This window comes from Actinomyces sp. HMT897 (genome assembly GCF_016626125.1).
Taxonomy (GTDB): Bacteria; Actinomycetota; Actinomycetes; order Actinomycetales; family Actinomycetaceae; genus Actinomyces.
Window position 1 is genome coordinate 2,382,335 of sequence record NZ_CP067336.1, and the last position, 17,883, is coordinate 2,400,217.

The following is a 17,883-nucleotide window of genomic DNA, read 5'->3' on the forward strand; positions in this document are numbered from 1 at the left end:
CGCGCGTGGCTGGTCGCAGGCTCCTCTGCCAGCGCCTTCAGGGGTAGGGCATGATAGGCCCATGAGCAAGACCGTCCGCCTGTATGACGCCCTTGATCCGCCTCAGGGGCGGCGCTGTCCGTTGTACTGGAGGCGACGGCGTCGTATTGTCGTTCCCGCGGTCAGGCAGCCGAGCATGCTGCTGGGGTGCCTGCTCTTTTTCCTTACCTTTGGGGTCGGCGGCTCCTGCTATTTTGTCAGCCAGGTCCCGGAATGGCTGCACGACTGGCGTTCGCACGTGGGGTCGGTAGTCCTCTCTGCCCTGATCGGGATACTCACGGCCGCGGTCTGCGCGGTCGTCGTCTTCTACTCCGTACTGTTCGGTACGTCCGCCACCTGGTTCGACCGCGAGGGGGCGCACGTCTTCTACCTCTGGAGGCCGAATGTGCTGGTGCCCTGGGAGACGGTTCTGGCGGAGGGGAGCCTACGGCAGGAGAACGTCCACACCACCGTCTCAAGCTCCCTGCCGTTCGTCTTCGTCACGGTGAGCGACGACCCCCGGATCTGGCTACCGGGGTTCGCCCGCCTGGGGGTGCGGGCGCGCGCCCGGGGGCCGCTCATGCGGCGTATGCGCCGCGTCCTGCGCTGGGCCGACTGGGCAGGCTACCTGGAGGAGGCCAAGCGCCACCTGGGTGACGACCCCGACACCCGCAAGGAGGAGCGCTACACCTGGTACCAGTCCTCGTCCCGGGCCTCCAGGAGGGGCAGGGTACGTCGGCCGGGCAGGCACGCGGCCACCCGGCTGGGCCCTGAGGACGACACCCCGTAGTCCCGGTCGACTGCCAACGCCAGTCGGCTCCTGACCCAGGCCGCCTTCTGCGAGGACGACACCCGGTGTCTGCCACTGGCACGTGCTATTGTCCGCGCCAAGCTCCGCCACCAGACGAATGTGCTGCGCCGTGTGGGACGGCGGGGGCTGGCCGAGACCGTGACCGAGACCTGCTCCGCCCTGCGCGACGCCGTCCGAGAGGCTGGTGCCGCTGCAGACGTCCAGGAGCTCATGGGCGTGGAGGGGGCGGCGTCAGCACGGTACTTTGCCTGCGTCTCCGCGCTGTTGCCTGAGGAGATGCGTTTTACCGCCCGGAGCCGTCGCCCGCCTCTGGATCTTCCTAACGCGGCGCTGTCATACGCCTACGCGATCCTCCTGGGAGAGTGCGTGGGGGCGTTGCTGGCGGCTGGGCTGGAGCCCTCTCTCGGCGTGCTGCACTCCTCCACGGACAAACGCCCCAGCCTCGCCCTGGATCTGATGGAGGAGTTCCGGCCGCTGTTGGTGGACAGAACTGTTGTCGCGCTGCTGCGCACCGGGCGTTTGAGGGTGGAGCACGCGGTTCCCTCACCGGATGGTGAGGGTGTGTGGCTGAGCCGTGATGGTAAGAAGGCGTTGGTGGACGGTTACGAGGCTACTATGCAACGTCAGGTCAAGGGGGCGCTGCCGGGTTTCTCCGGGACGTGGCGGCGTCACCTGCACCACGAGGCCCAGTTGCTGGGGCGGGCGATTGTGGAACCTGGTTATGAGTGGGTGGGGGCGTCGTGGCGGTGACCGTGATAGCGGCCTATGACATCTCCTCTGACCACCGGCGGGGACGTCTGGCTGCTGAGTTCCAGGGGTGGGGGTACCGTCTGCAGGAGTCAGTATTCCAGCTGCGGATCGAGCCCGCTGACCTTGAGGTACTGCGTGGTAGGATCAGGGACATTATGGCCGGAATTAAACAAAACGGTATTCTGGGGTGGCTTCTGCGGGGTTCCTGGTTGACGTCTTCGGAGTATCTCGTGTAGGATTGTCTCGTGCAGATCGACATGACGAACGAGGAGCGGGACGTCCTCATCAGGTGGAAGAAGCGTTCGGACACCTACAAGCTGGTTCGGATGAAGGCGGAGGCGATTGTGTACGCCGCCCGTGGCGTCGGCCTGGACACCGTCGCGGAGATGGTCGAGCGGACCGAGAGGACGGTACGCGAGTGGCTCTCGGAATGGCGGAGGTACAGGCTGGGATCCGTGGTGACCGGTCACGCCGGAAACGAGAACGCGGCGAAGCTCAAGAGGGCGCAGAAGGAGGAGCTGGAGGAGATTCTCAGTAAGCCGCCCTCGGAGTCGGGAGTCAAGGCCGCCTTCTGGGACGTCCCGGCCCTCAAGGACGTCGTGCAGATAAGATTCGGAGTCGAGTACAGGTCGGACTCCTCCTACCGGCTGCTCATGCGCTTCCTGGGAATGAGTTTCAAGCTCCCCGACCCCTTCGACAAGCGCCGCGACGAGGAGGCCGTCACCAGGCGGATGACCGGGACCCGGCACCAGGTCGCAGGCCTCCTGAAAGAAGGCTGGGAGGTCTACACCGTCGACGAGGTCCGCGTCGAGCACGAGGCCGAGACAAGACGCATGTGGCTCCCCAGAGGAAGGAGGACAAAACTGTACGTGGACCGCGAGAAGGCGAGCCAGTCGTTCTTCGGGGCACTGAGCCTGACGACCAAGAAGATGAGGATCTACCCCATCGAGGGAAACCAGAACACCGAGCAGACCATCCTCATGATGGACCGTCTTCAGCGCGAGACCGACGAGGGAAAGAAGATCGCCGTCGTCCTGGACAACGCCAGGTTCCACCACGCCAGGGCCCTGACCGACCTGTACGCCCCCGGCCAGGCCCTGGAACGCATAACACCCATCTACCTTCCCCCCTACGCCCCCGACCACAACCCCACGGAACACGTGTGGAACGCCGCCAAGAACAACATCGCCAACCTCCAACGCGACACCCCGGAGAAAACCTTCACGGCCTTCACCACCTACATCACCAACCGCACCTTCGACTACGACCTCGAGCACCTCCCAGTCACACCACCACACACCGATCTTGTTTAATTCCAGCCATATTAAGGAGTCCGACGACGTGGTCCACCTCTGTCTGTTGTGCACGTCCTGTGCGGGACGGATGGAGGTCTACGGCACGGCGCCCGCGCTCGACGACGGGGGCCTGTACCGGGGGATCTGGTGAGGGGGCGTGGTGCGGTGCCCGCGGGGTTGAGGCCGGTCGAGTCTGTGGTCTTGGTCACTACCGATGTGGTGCGGGACACCCCTCCCGACCGCCACTTTTCCGCATGGTCTCGTCCAAAGCCGGCGCCGGATCCGCTCCCGGGGTCGTCGGTGGCGAGTGGCGTCATACCAACGAAAGGTGGTAGAAATGGCCCCGTTCTGGCCACCTCCGGAAGGGCCTCCACAGGCCGGTGGCGATCCAGCCCCTGGAAACGTTGCAATCACGCGGCTCCCAGAGGCAGGGTCAGGGAGCACCCCGCACCGCTAGGTGCATTAAGACGCAGTAGCAGGTGTCCACGGTCTCACCCGCGTCCCACGTCAGGGAGCACCCCGCACCGCTAGGTGCATTAAGACCCACGATGGCTGGTTGCTGGCGATCACCTCCAGCCAGTCAGGGAGCACCCCGCACCGTTAGGTGCATTAAGACCCACGATGGCTGGTTGCTGGCGATCACCTCCAGCCAGTCAGGGAGCACCCCGCACCGTTAGGTGCATTAAGACACGGCATCCACCGTGCCGGAATACGCTTCCATTTTAGGTCAGGGAGCACCCCGCATCCCTTTAGCCCTCTTGGTGCGGACGGGGCAGGGTCTGCTTGCGGGGGTCGGGGCTCCTGGTCACGCGGGTGAGGGTGGTGTGGGGGGACGTTTTGTGCGGGGCGGGACATTTTGTGCACAGGGTGACGTTTTGCGCAGAAGGTAACGAATCTGGGTTGTTTTCTGCGCAATCGGTTACCTTGTGCACAAAATGTTCCCCTAGGCGGCCGCACTGGTCCTCTTTGCCGGGAGGGCCGTCTCTGGCCTGGTCTCATGAGGTGGCCTCCTGTGGCGTGGTCAGGGTAAGGGGCCTGGTTGTGGGGGTGGGGTCGGAGGTGGGCCGTCGGGGTTGGCTTCCTTGTCGGGGTATCTGCTGGTTGTGTCGTCCTGTAGGGGTCGGGGCGCGGGGTGTTTGCTTCCGGGTTGAGGTAGCGTGCAGGTCGTGTGGGGGCGGGGGTGGTCGCCGGTGGGAGGTCGTGGTGCCTGCTGGTGGCGTGGGGCCGTGTTGCACATTCATTCTGGGGTCCTGGTGGGGTCGGTGGCGTGGTTCCAACGTTTTCTCGCCCTGGGGGGTGTCCGGGGACAGGATGAATGTGCAACTCGGGCGCTGTTGCACATTCATCCTGTTTCCGGGCCCTGGTTTGCCGGGAAGATCCGCGTGATCCCGCCGTTTACTGATCGCGGTTTGTAAAAAGAATGTGCAACTCCGGCTGACGGCCGCTCGCGAGCGCCGCCTGAGCCACTATGGCCTGTCTGTGGGCGCCGCCCGAGCTGTCCGCGAGCCACCCGAGCGCCGCTTAAGCTGCTATGGCCTGCCTGTAGGTGCCACCTGAGCCGCCATGGCCCATCCGGGACCCGCCGTGGCCCGCCCGTGAACCGCCATGGCCTGCCTGTGGGCGCCGCCCGAGCCGTCCGCGAGCCACCCGAGCGCCGCCTGAGCCGTCGTGGCCCGTCCGTGAACCGCCTGAGCCACCCGGGTGCAACCTGAGCCACTATGCCTGCCTGTGGGTGCCATCTGAGCCGCCGTGGCCTGCTTGCGAGCCGTCCGCGGCTGCCATGGCCCGTCCGCGAGCCGCTTGAGTCGCCGTGGAGACGCCGCTCTGCGACCATCGGGGCTGAGTGGCGTATAGGAGCCACCCGGGACCTGCCCGGGCGCCACCCGAGCCACCGTGGAGGTGCCTCACGCCGAGCCACCTCCTTAACAGTGTGCGCTCCGACACGCTCGAGGGTGAGAGACAGACCGCCCTCCCGTGTGGCAGGATGACCCATGTCACAGCCCACCGGAGGACGTCCCCATGCACCTGGTCATGCTTGAGACGAACGGTAACCAGCGGTTCGTCTTCACCTCCCCGCGCCAGCGCGAGAACATTGGCGCCTCCTACCTGCTGACCATGCTCGCCCCCTGGACGCTCGCCGCGGCCCAGGACCTGGGGATCGACGCCACCCCCGTCTCGGTGTCCTCCGGCAAGATCATCCTCACGGTCCCCGACGAGCCCAGCGCCAGGCGGCTCATTGGCGCCGTCACCCGCCAGGTCCTGGCCCTCGCCCCCGGCATGGACGTCAGCGGCGTCTTCAAGGAGATCACGTCCCTGACCGAGGACGAGCTCAGGGACATCCACGTCGTCGCCAACCGCTACAACCTCGCCCGGCCCCCGGCCGAGGCGCGCTTCGCCCAGATCCCCTACCTGGTGCGTGCCGACGACTCCTCCCTGCCCGCCGCACCCGCCTCAAGAATCCTCGGTGGCATGCCGCCGGAGGAGCGCGCCTACTCCCTGCCCAGCCAGGTCAAGCGCGCCTGCTCCCTCAAGGCCCGTAACCGGCTCGTGGCCCAGGCCCGGGAGAGCACGAGCTTCAGGCACGACGACGAGTTCATTGAACGCCTGGCCAAGAGCCTGAAGACCCTGGAGGACGCCTTCGACCCCGACCCCTTGGCGCAGGGTGCCGGTGACGCGCCAGGAGAGGACGCGGCCACCACGCGGCCCGCGATCGACCTGTCCAAGATCGCCGTCATCCACATTGACGGCAACGGCGTGGGCGCCATTATGCGGGACATTAAGGCGAGCATGGACAGCATTCCCGCGGACGACCTCGACACCGTCCTGTCCCCGCCCCCACCGCGGTCCGCCAGCACGGGCGGGGCCGTGCCGCCCGGCGGGCCCGACGCGCCGCCCAGCGAGCCCGAGAGGCTGCGCCGCTTCCTCCTGGCCGTCAACGAACGCCTTGACTACGTGGTCAGGGAGTCGTTCTTCCGGGCCTGGCGCGAGATCGCCCAGTGGTGGGCCCTGGAGCAGGAGGGCAGGCCGGGTCGCGAGGACGTGCAGGAGGGCGGGCCCCTGCTCACCGGCGTCATCCCCGTGGTGCCCATCCTCCTGGGCGGGGACGACCTCACGGTCCTCACCGAGGGGCGGTACGCCCTGCCCTTCATGGCCTCCTACCTGACCGCCTACGAGAAGCTGACCAGCCAGGACACGATCCTCCGTCACCTGAGCCCTCGGGCCCGGCGCGACGGCGTCCCCACCCCCATGACGGCCGCCGCCGGGGCCGCCGTCGTCCCGCGTCCCTTCCCCTTCCACCTGGCCTACACCCTGGCCGAGCGCCTGGTGGCCGAGGCCAAGAAGGTCGGCAAGGCCGAGAGGCAGGAGTGCTCCACCCTGACCTACCACGCTCTGTTCGACTCCACCGTGGCCGACGCCGGGGAGCTGCTCAAGGGCTACGAGACCTTCACCGCCCGCCCCTACCGCCTGGACGCCACCGTGGCCGGGACGTCTGCGCCTGACGCCGGGGACGACCACGCGACGGCCCTCCCGCCCCACCCCGGGCCGCAGGCGCCGTCCGGGCCCGCCAGCCCCGACGCCCTCCCCGAGCCTGCCGCATCCCAGAGCGTCGAGCCCGACCTGGTCGAGCCCGACCTGAGGGGCACCTCGTGGGCGCACATGTGCGACCTCAGCCGCCGCTTCCGGGGCCTGGGTGCGTACACCGGGGACGGCCCCGCCCCCGCGGACGCCCCGGGCGCCGGACCTGACGCCGGCACCACCTCCTTCCCCAAGACCCGCGCCGCCCGTATACGCAAGCTCCTCTCCGACCGCGCCGCCACTGACAGGCAGGAGGAGCAGGAGGAGCTGACCGGGAGGATCGCCGACGAGTGGGCGGACGCCCGCCGGGTCCTGGGCGAGGACCTCGTTGACACGATCGGCGACCCCCGTTACGTCTTCGACCTCATTGAGCTCACCGACCTCCTCCCAGCGTCCTACCTGACGGGGGCCGACTCCGCCAGGCCGGCCGCCGCACCCGGGGCCGGTCGGGAGCGCACCACCTCAGCGACCGCCCAGGAGGACCAGTGACGCCGGAGCCGAGCACAGATCTCATCCTCCGCCTGACCCTGACCTCCGACTGGGGCGTGGCCACGGGCGCCGGCGTGGCCGGGGGAGTGGACGCCGTCATCGAGAGGGGAGGGGACGGCCGCCCCGTCGTCCGCGGCACGGTAATCACCGGGCTCATGCGCGAGCAGGCCCTCAACGCCGCCCACGCCCTGGACGGCGCCCGCCCGGACGGCCCCTGGGCGGCCCTGGCCACCACCCTGTTCGGCACCCCCACCCAGCCGCGCCTGGTCGCCTTCTCCGACGCCCCGGTCAGCGTCACCCCCGCCACCGCGCCCGACGGCCGCCCGCGCCCCGCCACCCACGAGGTCGTCGGCGTCTCCATTGACGCGGAGACCGGGACCGCCAAGGACGACTTCCTGCGCTTCCTGGAGCGCGCCGGCTCCGGTGTCGGCGAGTCCGCCGTCACCCTCCTGACCGAGACCCTGGACCGCACCCCCGTCACCTGGAGCCCGCGGCAGTACGCGGACGCCCGGCTCCTGCTGGCCCTGGCCGCCCAGCTCGTCACCGCCGTCGGCTCGGACCGCTCCAACGGCGACGGCGCCTGCCAGGCCCTCCTGTGCGACGACGACGCCGAGCTGGGACGGCAGTGGTGCGCTGAGGTCGTGCGCCGGCTCCGGGCCCCGGGGGCGGTCCGCGCACCCCACCTGCCCACGCTGGCCACCAGCGAGCCCGCCCGCCTGGCCTCCCCGGCTCCCGCCAGGACCGGTGGGGGTGCCCCCGCCCCGGCTGGCGCAGCCCGGAGCGGTGCCCCGGGTGCCGTCGGCCGCCCTGCCATGGCGGCCCGGCCCGGCCCTGCCACGGCAGCTGAGCCCGGCCCTGCCATGGCGGCCGAGCTCGCCCTCACCATTGTCCTGACCACCCCGCTGGTCTCCTACGACGTGCCCTACTCCAACGAAGTCCGCTCCCTGGACTTCCTGCGCGGCACCGTCCTGCTGCCCTGGGTCCACTCCCGCCTGCGCCACGCCTTCGCGGGCTCGGACCTGGTGCGCGACGCGGTGGTCACCGGGCGCCTGCGCGTCAGCGACGCCACCCCGGTGGTGGGCGGGGTGCGGGGCCTGCCCGTACCCCTGGTGCTCTCCCGCCCCAAGGTCCCCGGGGCGCGCCAGGAGACCCTGGAGATCTGGAACCGACTGCTCCGCGGCGAGCCGTCGGAGGTCCACGTCCCCCTGCGCTCCGGCTACGTCTTCTACCCCGGCCCCAGGGCGGACGCCGCCACCGGCGCACCCGGCGGCACGGCCCCCGGAAGCGCGACCGCCTCCGGCCCCACCGTCTGCCTGGGCGCCCCCGTCCTGACCGGGCGGCAGTCCACCGCCATGGACGCCGCCACCGGCACCGTCGCCACCGGACAGCTCTTTATGGTCCGCGCCATCCCCGCCGGGGTCACGCTCCAGGCCCAGGTGAGCCTGTCGGCGGACCTGTACGACGCCGTCGGGTCCCGCCTGGCCGAGCTCCTGTCCGTCCCCGCCCGACTCGGCTCGCGGCGGTTCTCCGGGAGCTACGGGCAGGTCGTCTGCCAGGCCGGGCGGGCTGACACCGGTCTTAGGGCCGGGGGCCACCCTGAGGCCGGGGGCCACCCCGAGGGCGGGCGGGCCACCAGCCGCTCGGGTCCCGGTGGCGCCCCCGGAGGTGCGGGTGGCGCTGGAGGTGCGGGTGACGCCAGAGGCGCGGATGACGCCGCCGGGGACGCCGTGACCGTCTGGTGCACCTCGGACCTGCTGCTGCGCTCGCCCCGCCTGGGCCCGGTGGACGGGATGACGGGCCTGCTGCGCGCCCTGGGAGGGGGCATCGAGCTGGAGCTCGTCGGCTCCTCGGGCCCCCTCGCCCCTGGCCCCCACCTCACCCCGGCCCCTCGGGGCCCCGGGGGTGCCCGCGCCCTTCGCCCCGGCGGCTCCCCGGGCCTGCCCGCGGTGGTCGGCCGGGCCCAGGACGCCCGCTACTCGGCGGGCCTGCGCTACCGGCGGGTGGACGGCTGGTCGGCAGCCGACCAGCAGCCCCGTGCCAGCCGCGTCGCCGTCCAGGCGGGCTCCACCCTCCGCGTGCGCCCCACCGACCCCGGTGCCATGGGCTCGCTGCGCCGCCGCCTGGCCCGCCTGGAGCGTGACGGCGTCGGGCTGCTGCGGGAGCAGGGCTACGGGCGTATCGCCGTGGGGCACCCGTTCCTGGGGCCGGGCCCGGACGTCATCCGGGCGCGCGTCCTCCAGCAGTCCGACTTCACCACGGAAGGGCAGGGACAATGAGCGTGACCCGCTACGAGGTGGACCTGCGTCTGGTCACCACCTCGCCCCTGCACTCCGGCGGGGCCGAGCACCAGGTCGACCGCTCCCCGTCCCGCCGCTCCCGGCCGGGACCGGGCCAGGAGGCGCCCCGGCGCGAGAGCGAGCCGCGGCGTTTCGTCCGCGACGGCTGCGGTCGTCCGGTCCTTCCCGGGCGCTCGGTCAAGGGCGCCCTGCGGGCCGCCTGGGTGAGGGCCTACGGCGGGCGGGCCGGTGGGGACGACACGGAGCCAGCCGGTTCTGACCGGCTCCTGCCCCTGTGGGGCGGCCCGGAGCGTGCCGGTTCCCTGAGGGTCCACACGATCGCGCTCGACGGCGTGGAGATGGTGGAGCGGATGGGCAACGCCGTAGACCGCTACTGGGGCAGCGCCGGGGACACCGCCCTGTTCAGCCACGAGATCGTGCCCGCCGGCGTAGCGCTCAGGCTGCACCTGTCCGGCCAGGTCGGCAGCGTCCACGACGACGGCGACCCCCAGGGCCTGGAGAGGCTGCTGGGCCAGGTCCTGGGGCTGCTCCAGGCCGGGCGCGTCAGCCTGGGCGGGCGCCAGAACGCCGGGTGGGGCGGGGTGCGGCTCAGTGACGCCGGGACGAGGAGCGTGGACGTCGCCCGCTACCGCCTGGACGGCCCCGACGGCCTGCTCGCCCTCCTTGACGGCAGGGGCAGTACCGTGGCCGTCCCCCTGGTGGCGCCGCCCGACCCGGGGCAGCTCACCGTGACCGTGACCTGGGACAGCCCCACCGGCATCCTGGTGGCCGAGCCCCGGGACAAGGAGCAGAGGGGCGACCAGGAGACCGTGGACACCCTCCCTCTGCGGACACGCTCCCGCAAGGGCCGCGACCCCCAGGACGCCGGCACCCTGGTCCTGCCCGGCAGCTCCGTGCGCGGCGCCCTGCGCAGCCGGGCCAGCCGGATCGCACGCACCGTCCTGCTGGCCGGTCAGCAGCTCCCGGGGCAGGCGGACTGGTCCACCACCGGCGTCCACGACCAGCTGGCCGAGGACCCGCCGCTGGTGCACGCCCTCTTTGGCAGCACCGAGCGCCGCGGTGCGCTGCGCGTCCTGGACACCCTCGCCCTGGGGCGGACGCAGACGCTCAAGCGCACCCACAACGCCGGGGACAGGTGGACCGGGGGCGTGGTCGACGGCGGCCTGTACGCCGAGCAGGTGCCCGCCCCCACCACGCGGTGGGACAGCATCACCCTGGTAGTGGACCTGGCGCGCCTGGGGGGCCCGGGCCAGCGTCGGGCTGCACTGTGCCTGCTGGGGCTGGTCCTGGCCGAGCTGGCCACCGGCACCCTGCCCCTGGGCAGCCGGGGCACGCGCGGACTGGGGGAGGTCAGCGTCAGGGCCCTGAGCCTGACCGGTGACACCAGCCTGCTGGGCGGGCCCTGGGAGATCCGCGCGGGGGCCGAGGGCGGCACCGGCGTCGCCCGCGACCTCCTGGCCCGCCTGCGCACCCTGAACGACGACGTCGGCGGCGCGGGCTGGACGGACTACCTCGTGGACGCGCCGCGCACGGCACAGGACGGTGAGTGAGATGACGCAGGAGCAGGATGCCGGGCACACCGGCCTGTTCGCCCAGGACATTAGACAGGCCCGGGACCTGGCCCAGGAGCTGGGCAGGTCCGGGGACCTTCCCGCCCTGGAGGAGGGCGCCTGGGGCGTGGAGGTGGACGAGGCCGCCACCTTGGACCACGTACTGGGACGCCTGGGGACCGGGGAGTGGACGGGACTGGCGTTCACCACCCGGGGCACCCGCGTCCTGGGGACCGTGGCGCTGGACGGCCTGAGGGACACCGCCAGTGCCGTGGTGGAGCTGGACACCGTCTACGAGCTGCGGCTCTGGCAGCCCGACGGCGGGCCGGAGCCGGGGGTGGCGGCCCACGAGCTGCGCTGGCTCAACGGGTCGGGGTGCGCCGAGATCCGGGTGTACACCTCCCCCAGGGCCGACGGCGCCCCTGCCGGGGCGGGTACCGGCGCGAGGGAGGGCGCGAGGGAGGCGGCGCCCCCCGGCCTGCCCCTGGAGAGCTGCTGGTACCGCCGGAACCGCTACCTGGAGCACCGCAGCGCCTCCCGCTCCGGCGCAGCCGGCCGTATGACGGCCCTGGAGGTCTTTACCAGGGAGCCGGTCTACGGGAACACAGTCTTTACCGACGAGATCCTGACAGGAAGGTGGACGTGAGATGGGTGAGTTCCACTCCGCCGTCAACCGGATCCCGGTCCTGCGGCGGGCGGCGGCACGGCTCGTTGACGGCGGCAGGCTCCCCGCCGCCCTCTTTACCGACCACGAGGCGGCTGGGCACGACCGCCTCCACCCCCGCAGGTGGTCGGGGACCATCGACCTGCGTATGACGCTCATGACCCCGCTCGTCCTGGGTGAGCAGGATGCGTCACCCGACGGCAGGCAGGCGGGCACCGTCCGCCTCCCCCGGGACACCAGCGGGGGCGTCGTGGTCCCGCCGACCATGGTCAAGGGCATGCTGTCGCGCGCCTACGAGGCCCTGACCGCCTCACGGTTCCGTGCCCTCCAGCCGCGTGCCGACCGCCTCACCTACCGCTCCGACGCCGCCGACTCCCTGCGGCTCGTGCCCCTGCGGGTGACCAGGGTCAACGAGGACGGCAGCCTGGAGGCCGAGCTGCTGGCCGGGTCGTCCACACAGACCGTCAGCCACGACGGCAAGAGGATCCCGGTCATGCGGGCGGCGGCCATGCAGACCGGCTACAAGGGCAGCGCGACCCTGGTCCTGGATGGCAGGGGGCGCAGGCTCACGGCCATGACCCACCACGGCAAGCAGCTGCGCTGCCACCTGGCCCTGTACGTGCACGGCAGCGGCAGGTACGCCTTCTGGCACGTGACCCACCTGGGGGTCGGGGAGGCGGAGCCGGAGGAGGCCTTTACCGTCGGCGGGGAGTCCGCGATTCCCAAGTACATGAACGAGTACGACGTGACCGGGTACGTCTACCGGACCGCGAGCGACCAGGACGCGGAGCAGCCCTGGCTGCTGTACGAGAAGAAACGCTACGAACGGGTGTTCTTCACCACCGAGAAGGAGCCGCTGACCGTCACCATTACCCCCGAGGTGGCCAGGGGCTACACCATTGTGGCCAACAGCTACCGTGAGCAGCGCGAGGAGGAGGAACGCCGGCAGGTCAGGGCGGGCCGGACCCAGAGGGCCAACCGGGTGACCGAGAAGGCCCTCGCCGGCAAGGAGGCGGGGCACCCGGGGCTCGCCGAGGGCGACCTCGCCTACGCGCTGCTGGGAGAGGAGAGCTACCGGGAGGACAACACCCTTATCAGGGGCGTGGCGCACAAGGTGGTCCAGCTCGTCCCCACCATGATCGGACGACGCGCCTACGACTTCTCCCCCCAGGACCTGGGACGCGCCCAGGGGGTCCTCCCCCTGGCCTCCCGCTGTGAGGCCAGCGCGGCGGACCGGCTCTTTGGCTATGTCGTCCAGGACGCCCCGGAGGGGGCCGTCGGGGGCGACGTGGCCGCCAGGGGGCGGGTCGCCGTCGGGGTCGTGGACACGAGTCAGGCCCAGGTCACGCGCGGCAGGGGTGAGCTCCTGGCGCCTCTCCTCAGCCCCAAGCCCGCCTCGGCACGGCGGTTCCTGACCGACTCCGAGACCGGCCGGACACCGGCCGACGGTGGCCGTCCCCTGCCGCGCCCCAGGCTCTTCTTTATCCCGGGTCAGTACCTGGGCCTGGCCGCCTACCCGGTCCACCGGGGCGTCCTGGGGAGGAAGGGACTGCCGCGGGAGGCCACGAGCGTGCCGCCCCAGGAGGGGCTGGACGTCCCCGCGGACACGGTGCGCCTGCGCGTGCGCGACTGGCTGGAGACGGGCAGCGTCCTGACCTGCCGGCTGCGGGTGGACGACGTCGAGCCCGAGGAGCTCGCAGCGCTCCTGTGGCTGCTGGACCCCAGAAACCTCGTCCCGGCCTCCGAGCGCACCGGGCAGGCCGTGGGCTTTATGCGCATGGGCCTGGGCAAGCCGCTGGGGCTGGGGGTGGTCAAGGTGGAGGTCCCCGAGGGCGGCGTGCGCGTCCACACCGGGCAGGCCCTGGCGGACGGCTACCGCAGCCTGGAGGGGTGCCTGGGGGTGGTGCCCACGACTCCGCCTCCCACCCTGTCCGACGGCGTCCTGGACGTCCTGGACCGGCGCCCCTGGGTCAGGGCCATGCAGCGTGCGGCCTACGGCTACACCGACGGGGTCCCCGTACGCTACATGAGCCTGAAGGAGAACCGGGCCAACAACCAGACCGAGGAGGGCAGGCCCAAGAAAGGACGCGGGCAGTCCCCCACACCACTGGCGGACCCCCCGAGGCCGCTCAGTATTGAGAACCCGGCCCGGCGACAGGGCAGGCAGGTCCCGGGCCCGCCGCAGCGGCGCGGAGGCTACGGGGGCCGTGGGGGCCACGGGGGCCGTCGATGGTGAGCTACAGACTGGTCAACCTCAACCCGCACGAGGTGGTGCTCATAGGCGACGGGCAGCAGCTGGTCCTGCCGCCGTCGGGCACGGTCCCCCGCCTGGTGCTGGGCGGTGGCACCACGGTCACCGTGGGCGCCCTCGGTGCCGGGGACGGTACCGGGGAGGAGACGCCGGTGACGCTGTCCCTCACCTACGGGGAGGGCCTGGTAGGGCTCGACCCGCCCCTGCCCGACCCGCAACCAGGAGTGTTGTACGTCACCAGCAGGGTCGTCGCTGAGCACTGCCCGCAGCGGGACGACCTGGCCTGGCCCCACGAGCTCGTCCGCGATACGGCCGGGCGCCCCGTCGGCGCTCGCGGCCTGGCCACGGTGGGACCCCCTCCCGGCCAGAGCGGGAGGAAGAGCTTGCCATGACCATGCTCATTCACGTCGTCGGCCGCTCGGACCTTGGCGTCGGCACTGGCAGGAACGCCGGTGAGCTGGACCTGTACGCCCTGCGCAGGGCAGAGAAGCTGAGGGCCCTGGCGGGGCGCCTCCGGTCGTCCCGCGAGCCGGCCGGTGACGGCCCGGGCCCCCGGCGCCCGGACGGTAGGGCTGCCGTCGGCGACGCGGTCATGAGCCCAAGCCCCCGGCGTCCGGACGGTAGGCCAGCCCCTGGGACGGAGCCCCCCACCGAGCAGACCCTTCCTGAGGAGGCTGTCCGGCGCGTGGTGCAGGCGCTCCTTGACGGCGTCCACCCCGACGCCAAGACCGCGGAGCAGGCCGACCGGGTCGAGATCGTCCGCCCTCACGAGGGGACGCCGCTGTACAAGTACCTTAAGGCGCTCGTCCAGTGCGGGCGCGCGGACATTGACCTGCTGCTCGTGGCCACCCGTAAGGGACGCGGGGCCACCGAGCCGTACCTGAGGGCCGTGCACGAGTGCCTCAGTGAGCCCGGGGTGCGTGCCGGGCTGCGCGACCGCACCGGCGCCACGCTCCGGCTCCGGGAGCCGGTCCTGGTAGCGGACCTGGGGGAGCTGGAGGACCTCATGAGCCAGGTCGACCACCGCCTGACCGACTACTGCGGCCACGTGGCGCTCGCCTTCGGCTCGGGCGCGACCGCCTTCTCACTGTCCCTCGCGGGGACCGTGGCCGCCGCCCAGGCCGACGAGTGGTCCCTGATCCTGGCCGGTGAGAGCGGGCCCGCCCGTATCGAGGACATGTCCGTCACCGGGGTGACGGCACACCACCCGGAGCGGGGCTGGTTCCTGGGCCTGGGGCTGCCCACCTGCCTGGAGGACCGCGACAACGACGACGTCGTCAAGGCCGCCGTCCAGGTAGCGCGCCGGGCGGCAGGGGATAGAGGCCACCCGACGTCGCACGACCTCGGTGAGCTCCTGCTGTGCGACCTCGCCCGGGGGGACCAGGCAGCGGGGATGGCGGCCAGGGCCTGGCTGGTGGCCGAGTACCGCAGTCGCAGGGAGCAGTACATGAGGGACTCCGGGGAGGCCCCCGAGCAGGTTACCGACCAGGTGAGGCAGGGAAACCGAGACCGCATGCTCGGCCGCGTCCTGGGGAACCTGGAGAAGAAACGGAGCCGGGGCAGGGTGCTCCTGCCGCACGACGAGTGGCTGCGCACCAAGGGCTGGCTCAATGATATCGGCAAGCGCGCCACCCACGAGCTCGGTGTCATTGGGGCGGGAACCGGTTCCAGGACCAGCCCGGGCACCGAAGGCGACCAGGAAGACCTTAAGGATCAGGCGGAGGCCGGGGTGGATGCCGGGACCAGCCCGGACAATAAGACCGGCCCGGACAATGGGACAGACCCGGGCGCCGGGCCCCGGTCCGGGGGCTACCCTGGGGCGGCCGTGAGCCCGGTGGACCGCGTGGCCGACCTGCTGAGCAGCTGCGGGATCGAGCGGCCCGACTGGCTGTCGTGGCCGGGCGGGGACATTGCCATGGTCTGCGCGCAGTCCCGCCCCCAGAGCGACCGCGGTACCGGGTGGACCCGCCCCTCCCCGGCGGAGCAGATTCTCCACGGCCTGCCTCACGCAGAGGATCTGGCCCAGGTGCGCCAGGCGACGGGTAGCGGCGGGCCGTTCACGCTCCACCTCATGCTCCTGGCCTCCCAGGACATGGAGGACTACGCCCAGAAGGAGAGGCAGAAGATCAGGTGCCTGACCGCCAGGCCAGAGGGCCACCCGGCGGGTGAGGGTTCCGGGCCCGACGGCCTGGCCGGGAGGGGCCCGGGTACGTGGCCCTCCGGCCAGGACCAGGGCTCTTCGACGGCACCGGCAGCGTCGACCTGGTGTAGGTGGTCCTCTAGCCAGGACCAGGGGCTGGCTGCCCACTGGGAGCCCGCTGACGTGCGGGTGACCCCTTACGGGACGGCTTTTAGTCGGTATAAGGACGGCAGACGCCAGATGGCGGCCTTTAACGGCCTGCGTGAGGGTGTCAAGGACTGGCTCGACTCCCTGGACCCCCGGCCGCGGGCGGTGGTCGTCTACGCGGCGGGGGAGAAGCAGGCCCTGCTCGCGGCACTGCGGGTCGCCCAGGAGTACGGGGCTGGGCACGGGGTGCCGGTCTTCCTGGTCTCGGGCACCACGCGCCCGCCTGCCAGCTCGCAGTCCTCCCAGGGGCGTGAGCACCTGACGACCCACCAGTTCGGGCTCGATAAGGACGCGCGCCAGGTCCTGATCGAGGCTGCGCATTTCTGCCTGCGGCGTCTGGACCTGCTCACCGCCGCGCGCCTCCTGCGCCTGGGATCCCCCGAGGCGGCCTCGCTGGCCGACCAGGCCCAGGACCTGGCCCGTGGGCTCGCGGAGCCAGCGGGTGCTGACGACATTGACGTCTACGCCCCCCGGCTGCTCTCGGTCATGTGCGGTGTGGCCCGGATGTGGCCTTCTGTCACCAAGCCCGATGCCCGGGCACGCCTTATGACCATAGTCGGCGAGCTTATTGCCGACCCCCCGAGACGCCACGCTTGTGTCCTCCAGAAGTCCAACGTGGACAACCTGGAATCCTGGAAGAGAGCAAAGGCGGCGGACCTTCTCCGTGTAGTGGTGCGCGTGCGCGATAACACCACGGTCACCCACGGGCCGGGCGATAAGGATCCGTTCGCCGTCGCCTGCGCTATTACCTTCGCAGGCTGGGGCCGTGAGAACGTCCCGCCCGGGGACACCTTTGAGGGGGTTGACTACCCGGAGCTGCTGGAGCGCGCCGTCGCGGCGGTGCGTGACAAGCACGGCGTCGAGCCTGACGACTGGGCGCAGCGGCTTGCTGACCTCGATGAGAAGATGGGTCAGCTGGTGAGCGCGTCCCCGTCGGGCTGCGCGCCCGCCTCCACGTCCACCACCCCCATGCCGTAGGCGGTGTGCGATCCGGCGTTGGTAAAGCAGGCCAGGGCCATGAGCCGGGAGAGGACCTGCGCTGTCGCCCCGGGGCGTGCGCTAATACGCAGCTCGCCCTCGTAGGCCACGATCCGGTTCGCGGAGAGCCTGCCCCGGCCGTCACCGCGCGGCATGGCCAGGCCCACCTCCACGGGCTCGGTACGGTCCACGGTGGTGAGCGCCTCCGCCAGGGCCTGGCGGTCGGGCAGGCGCAGCGGTCCCGTCGGGCTGTAGGCGCACCAGCGGGCGTGCAGGCTCGCCGCCAGGGAGGCTGGTGAGACGCCGGGCACGTGCCTGCCCCGGCTCGAGAACACCGTGGGGGTGAGCAGTCGCACCACCCATGACGTGTCGGTGTCCTGCGCCTCCAGCTCGGCCCAGGTGCGATGCTCCACCACCTGGGCACTGCGCGCCGCCAGGGCCACGGTGCCCCGGCCCCCGTCACCTACCGGCAGCACGCCGCCCCAGGTGAGCCAGCCGTCGAGGGTGTCCACCAGGCGGTCGTCCAGGAACCGCAGCTCGAACCCGTACGTCCTGCCCGACGCCGTCGTCTGCCCCACGCAGTACGGCTTGGGGCCGCCCAGGGCGTGCGGGGGCCGGGGCGCCAGGGCCGGCAGGGACCGGGCCCGCTCGGGGCTGACGCCCTCAGGCAGGTCCAGCACCCGACCCCAGGCCGCGTGCAGGCGGCGGGGCGTGGCCTCCACGGGGGCGGGGGAGTCGAACTCGATAAAGACGGTGGTGGGCATGACTGACCTTCCTGGCCCGTGAGGGCCGGACCGCTGCCGGGGTGAGGGCCGGACCGCTGCCAGGCCACCGTGTCACACGACGTGCGCGGTACC

Annotated in this window: 11 protein-coding genes and 1 pseudogene; 11 read left to right on the forward strand and 1 reads right to left on the reverse strand. The window is 71.5% G+C overall.

Translation table 11 applies throughout. The features are described from left to right. Positions 1–61 precede the first annotated feature (61 nt). The 11 genes and pseudogenes from JJJ15_RS09325 (at position 62) to JJJ15_RS09375 (ending at position 17,026) form a co-directional block, all read left to right on the forward strand. Complete coding sequence (locus JJJ15_RS09325; RefSeq protein ID WP_200510555.1) at positions 62–808, forward strand: hypothetical protein; 747 nt, start codon at positions 62–64, stop codon at positions 806–808. An 18-nt stretch (positions 809–826) separates the two neighbouring features. Then, positions 827–1,579, forward strand: a pseudogene (gene cas1 / locus JJJ15_RS09330) (CRISPR-associated endonuclease Cas1); the annotation flags it as partial. A gap of 2 nt (positions 1,580–1,581) precedes the next feature. Beyond that, complete coding sequence (gene cas2 / locus JJJ15_RS09335; RefSeq protein WP_246742271.1) at positions 1,582–1,815, forward strand: CRISPR-associated endonuclease Cas2; 234 nt, start codon at positions 1,582–1,584, stop codon at positions 1,813–1,815. A 9-nt stretch (positions 1,816–1,824) separates the two neighbouring features. After that, on the forward strand, positions 1,825–2,892 hold the full coding sequence (locus tag JJJ15_RS09340) for an IS630 family transposase (protein ID WP_200510557.1): 1,068 nt from the start codon (positions 1,825–1,827) through the stop codon (positions 2,890–2,892). A gap of 2,001 nt (positions 2,893–4,893) precedes the next feature. Next, the gene (locus tag JJJ15_RS09345) at positions 4,894–6,939 is read left to right on the forward strand and encodes a hypothetical protein (protein ID WP_200510558.1); all 2,046 of its coding nucleotides are present in this window, start codon (positions 4,894–4,896) and stop codon (positions 6,937–6,939) included. Next, positions 6,936–9,215 (forward strand): RAMP superfamily CRISPR-associated protein, encoded by a 2,280-nt coding sequence (locus JJJ15_RS09350; protein ID WP_200510559.1) that lies wholly within the window; start codon positions 6,936–6,938, stop codon positions 9,213–9,215. Before JJJ15_RS09345 ends, JJJ15_RS09350 begins: the two co-directional genes overlap by 4 nt. Next, positions 9,212–10,786, forward strand: a complete 1,575-nt coding sequence (locus JJJ15_RS09355; RefSeq protein ID WP_106110406.1) for an RAMP superfamily CRISPR-associated protein — start codon at positions 9,212–9,214, stop codon at positions 10,784–10,786. The genes JJJ15_RS09350 and JJJ15_RS09355 overlap by 4 nt, the downstream gene beginning before the upstream one ends. Position 10,787: 1 nt before the next feature. Beyond that, positions 10,788–11,432, forward strand: a complete 645-nt coding sequence (locus tag JJJ15_RS09360; protein ID WP_106110407.1) for a hypothetical protein — start codon at positions 10,788–10,790, stop codon at positions 11,430–11,432. Between the two features lies 1 nt (position 11,433). After that, positions 11,434–13,686: a hypothetical protein gene (locus JJJ15_RS09365; RefSeq protein WP_200510560.1), complete on the forward strand. Its 2,253-nt coding sequence runs from the start codon at positions 11,434–11,436 to the stop codon at positions 13,684–13,686. Then, a complete protein-coding gene (locus tag JJJ15_RS09370) occupies positions 13,683–14,093 on the forward strand; it encodes a hypothetical protein (protein WP_129591610.1) in 411 nt (136 codons plus the stop codon). Before JJJ15_RS09365 ends, JJJ15_RS09370 begins: the two co-directional genes overlap by 4 nt. Beyond that, the gene (locus JJJ15_RS09375) at positions 14,090–17,026 is read left to right on the forward strand and encodes a hypothetical protein (RefSeq protein WP_200510561.1); all 2,937 of its coding nucleotides are present in this window, start codon (positions 14,090–14,092) and stop codon (positions 17,024–17,026) included. Before JJJ15_RS09370 ends, JJJ15_RS09375 begins: the two co-directional genes overlap by 4 nt. Here the strand turns inward: JJJ15_RS09375 and cas6 are convergent. Beyond that, the gene (cas6, locus tag JJJ15_RS09380; RefSeq protein WP_200510562.1) at positions 16,960–17,790 is read right to left on the reverse strand and encodes a CRISPR system precrRNA processing endoribonuclease RAMP protein Cas6; all 831 of its coding nucleotides are present in this window, start codon (positions 17,788–17,790) and stop codon (positions 16,960–16,962) included. The genes JJJ15_RS09375 and cas6 overlap by 67 nt on opposite strands. Between the last annotated feature and the right edge of the window lie 93 nt (positions 17,791–17,883).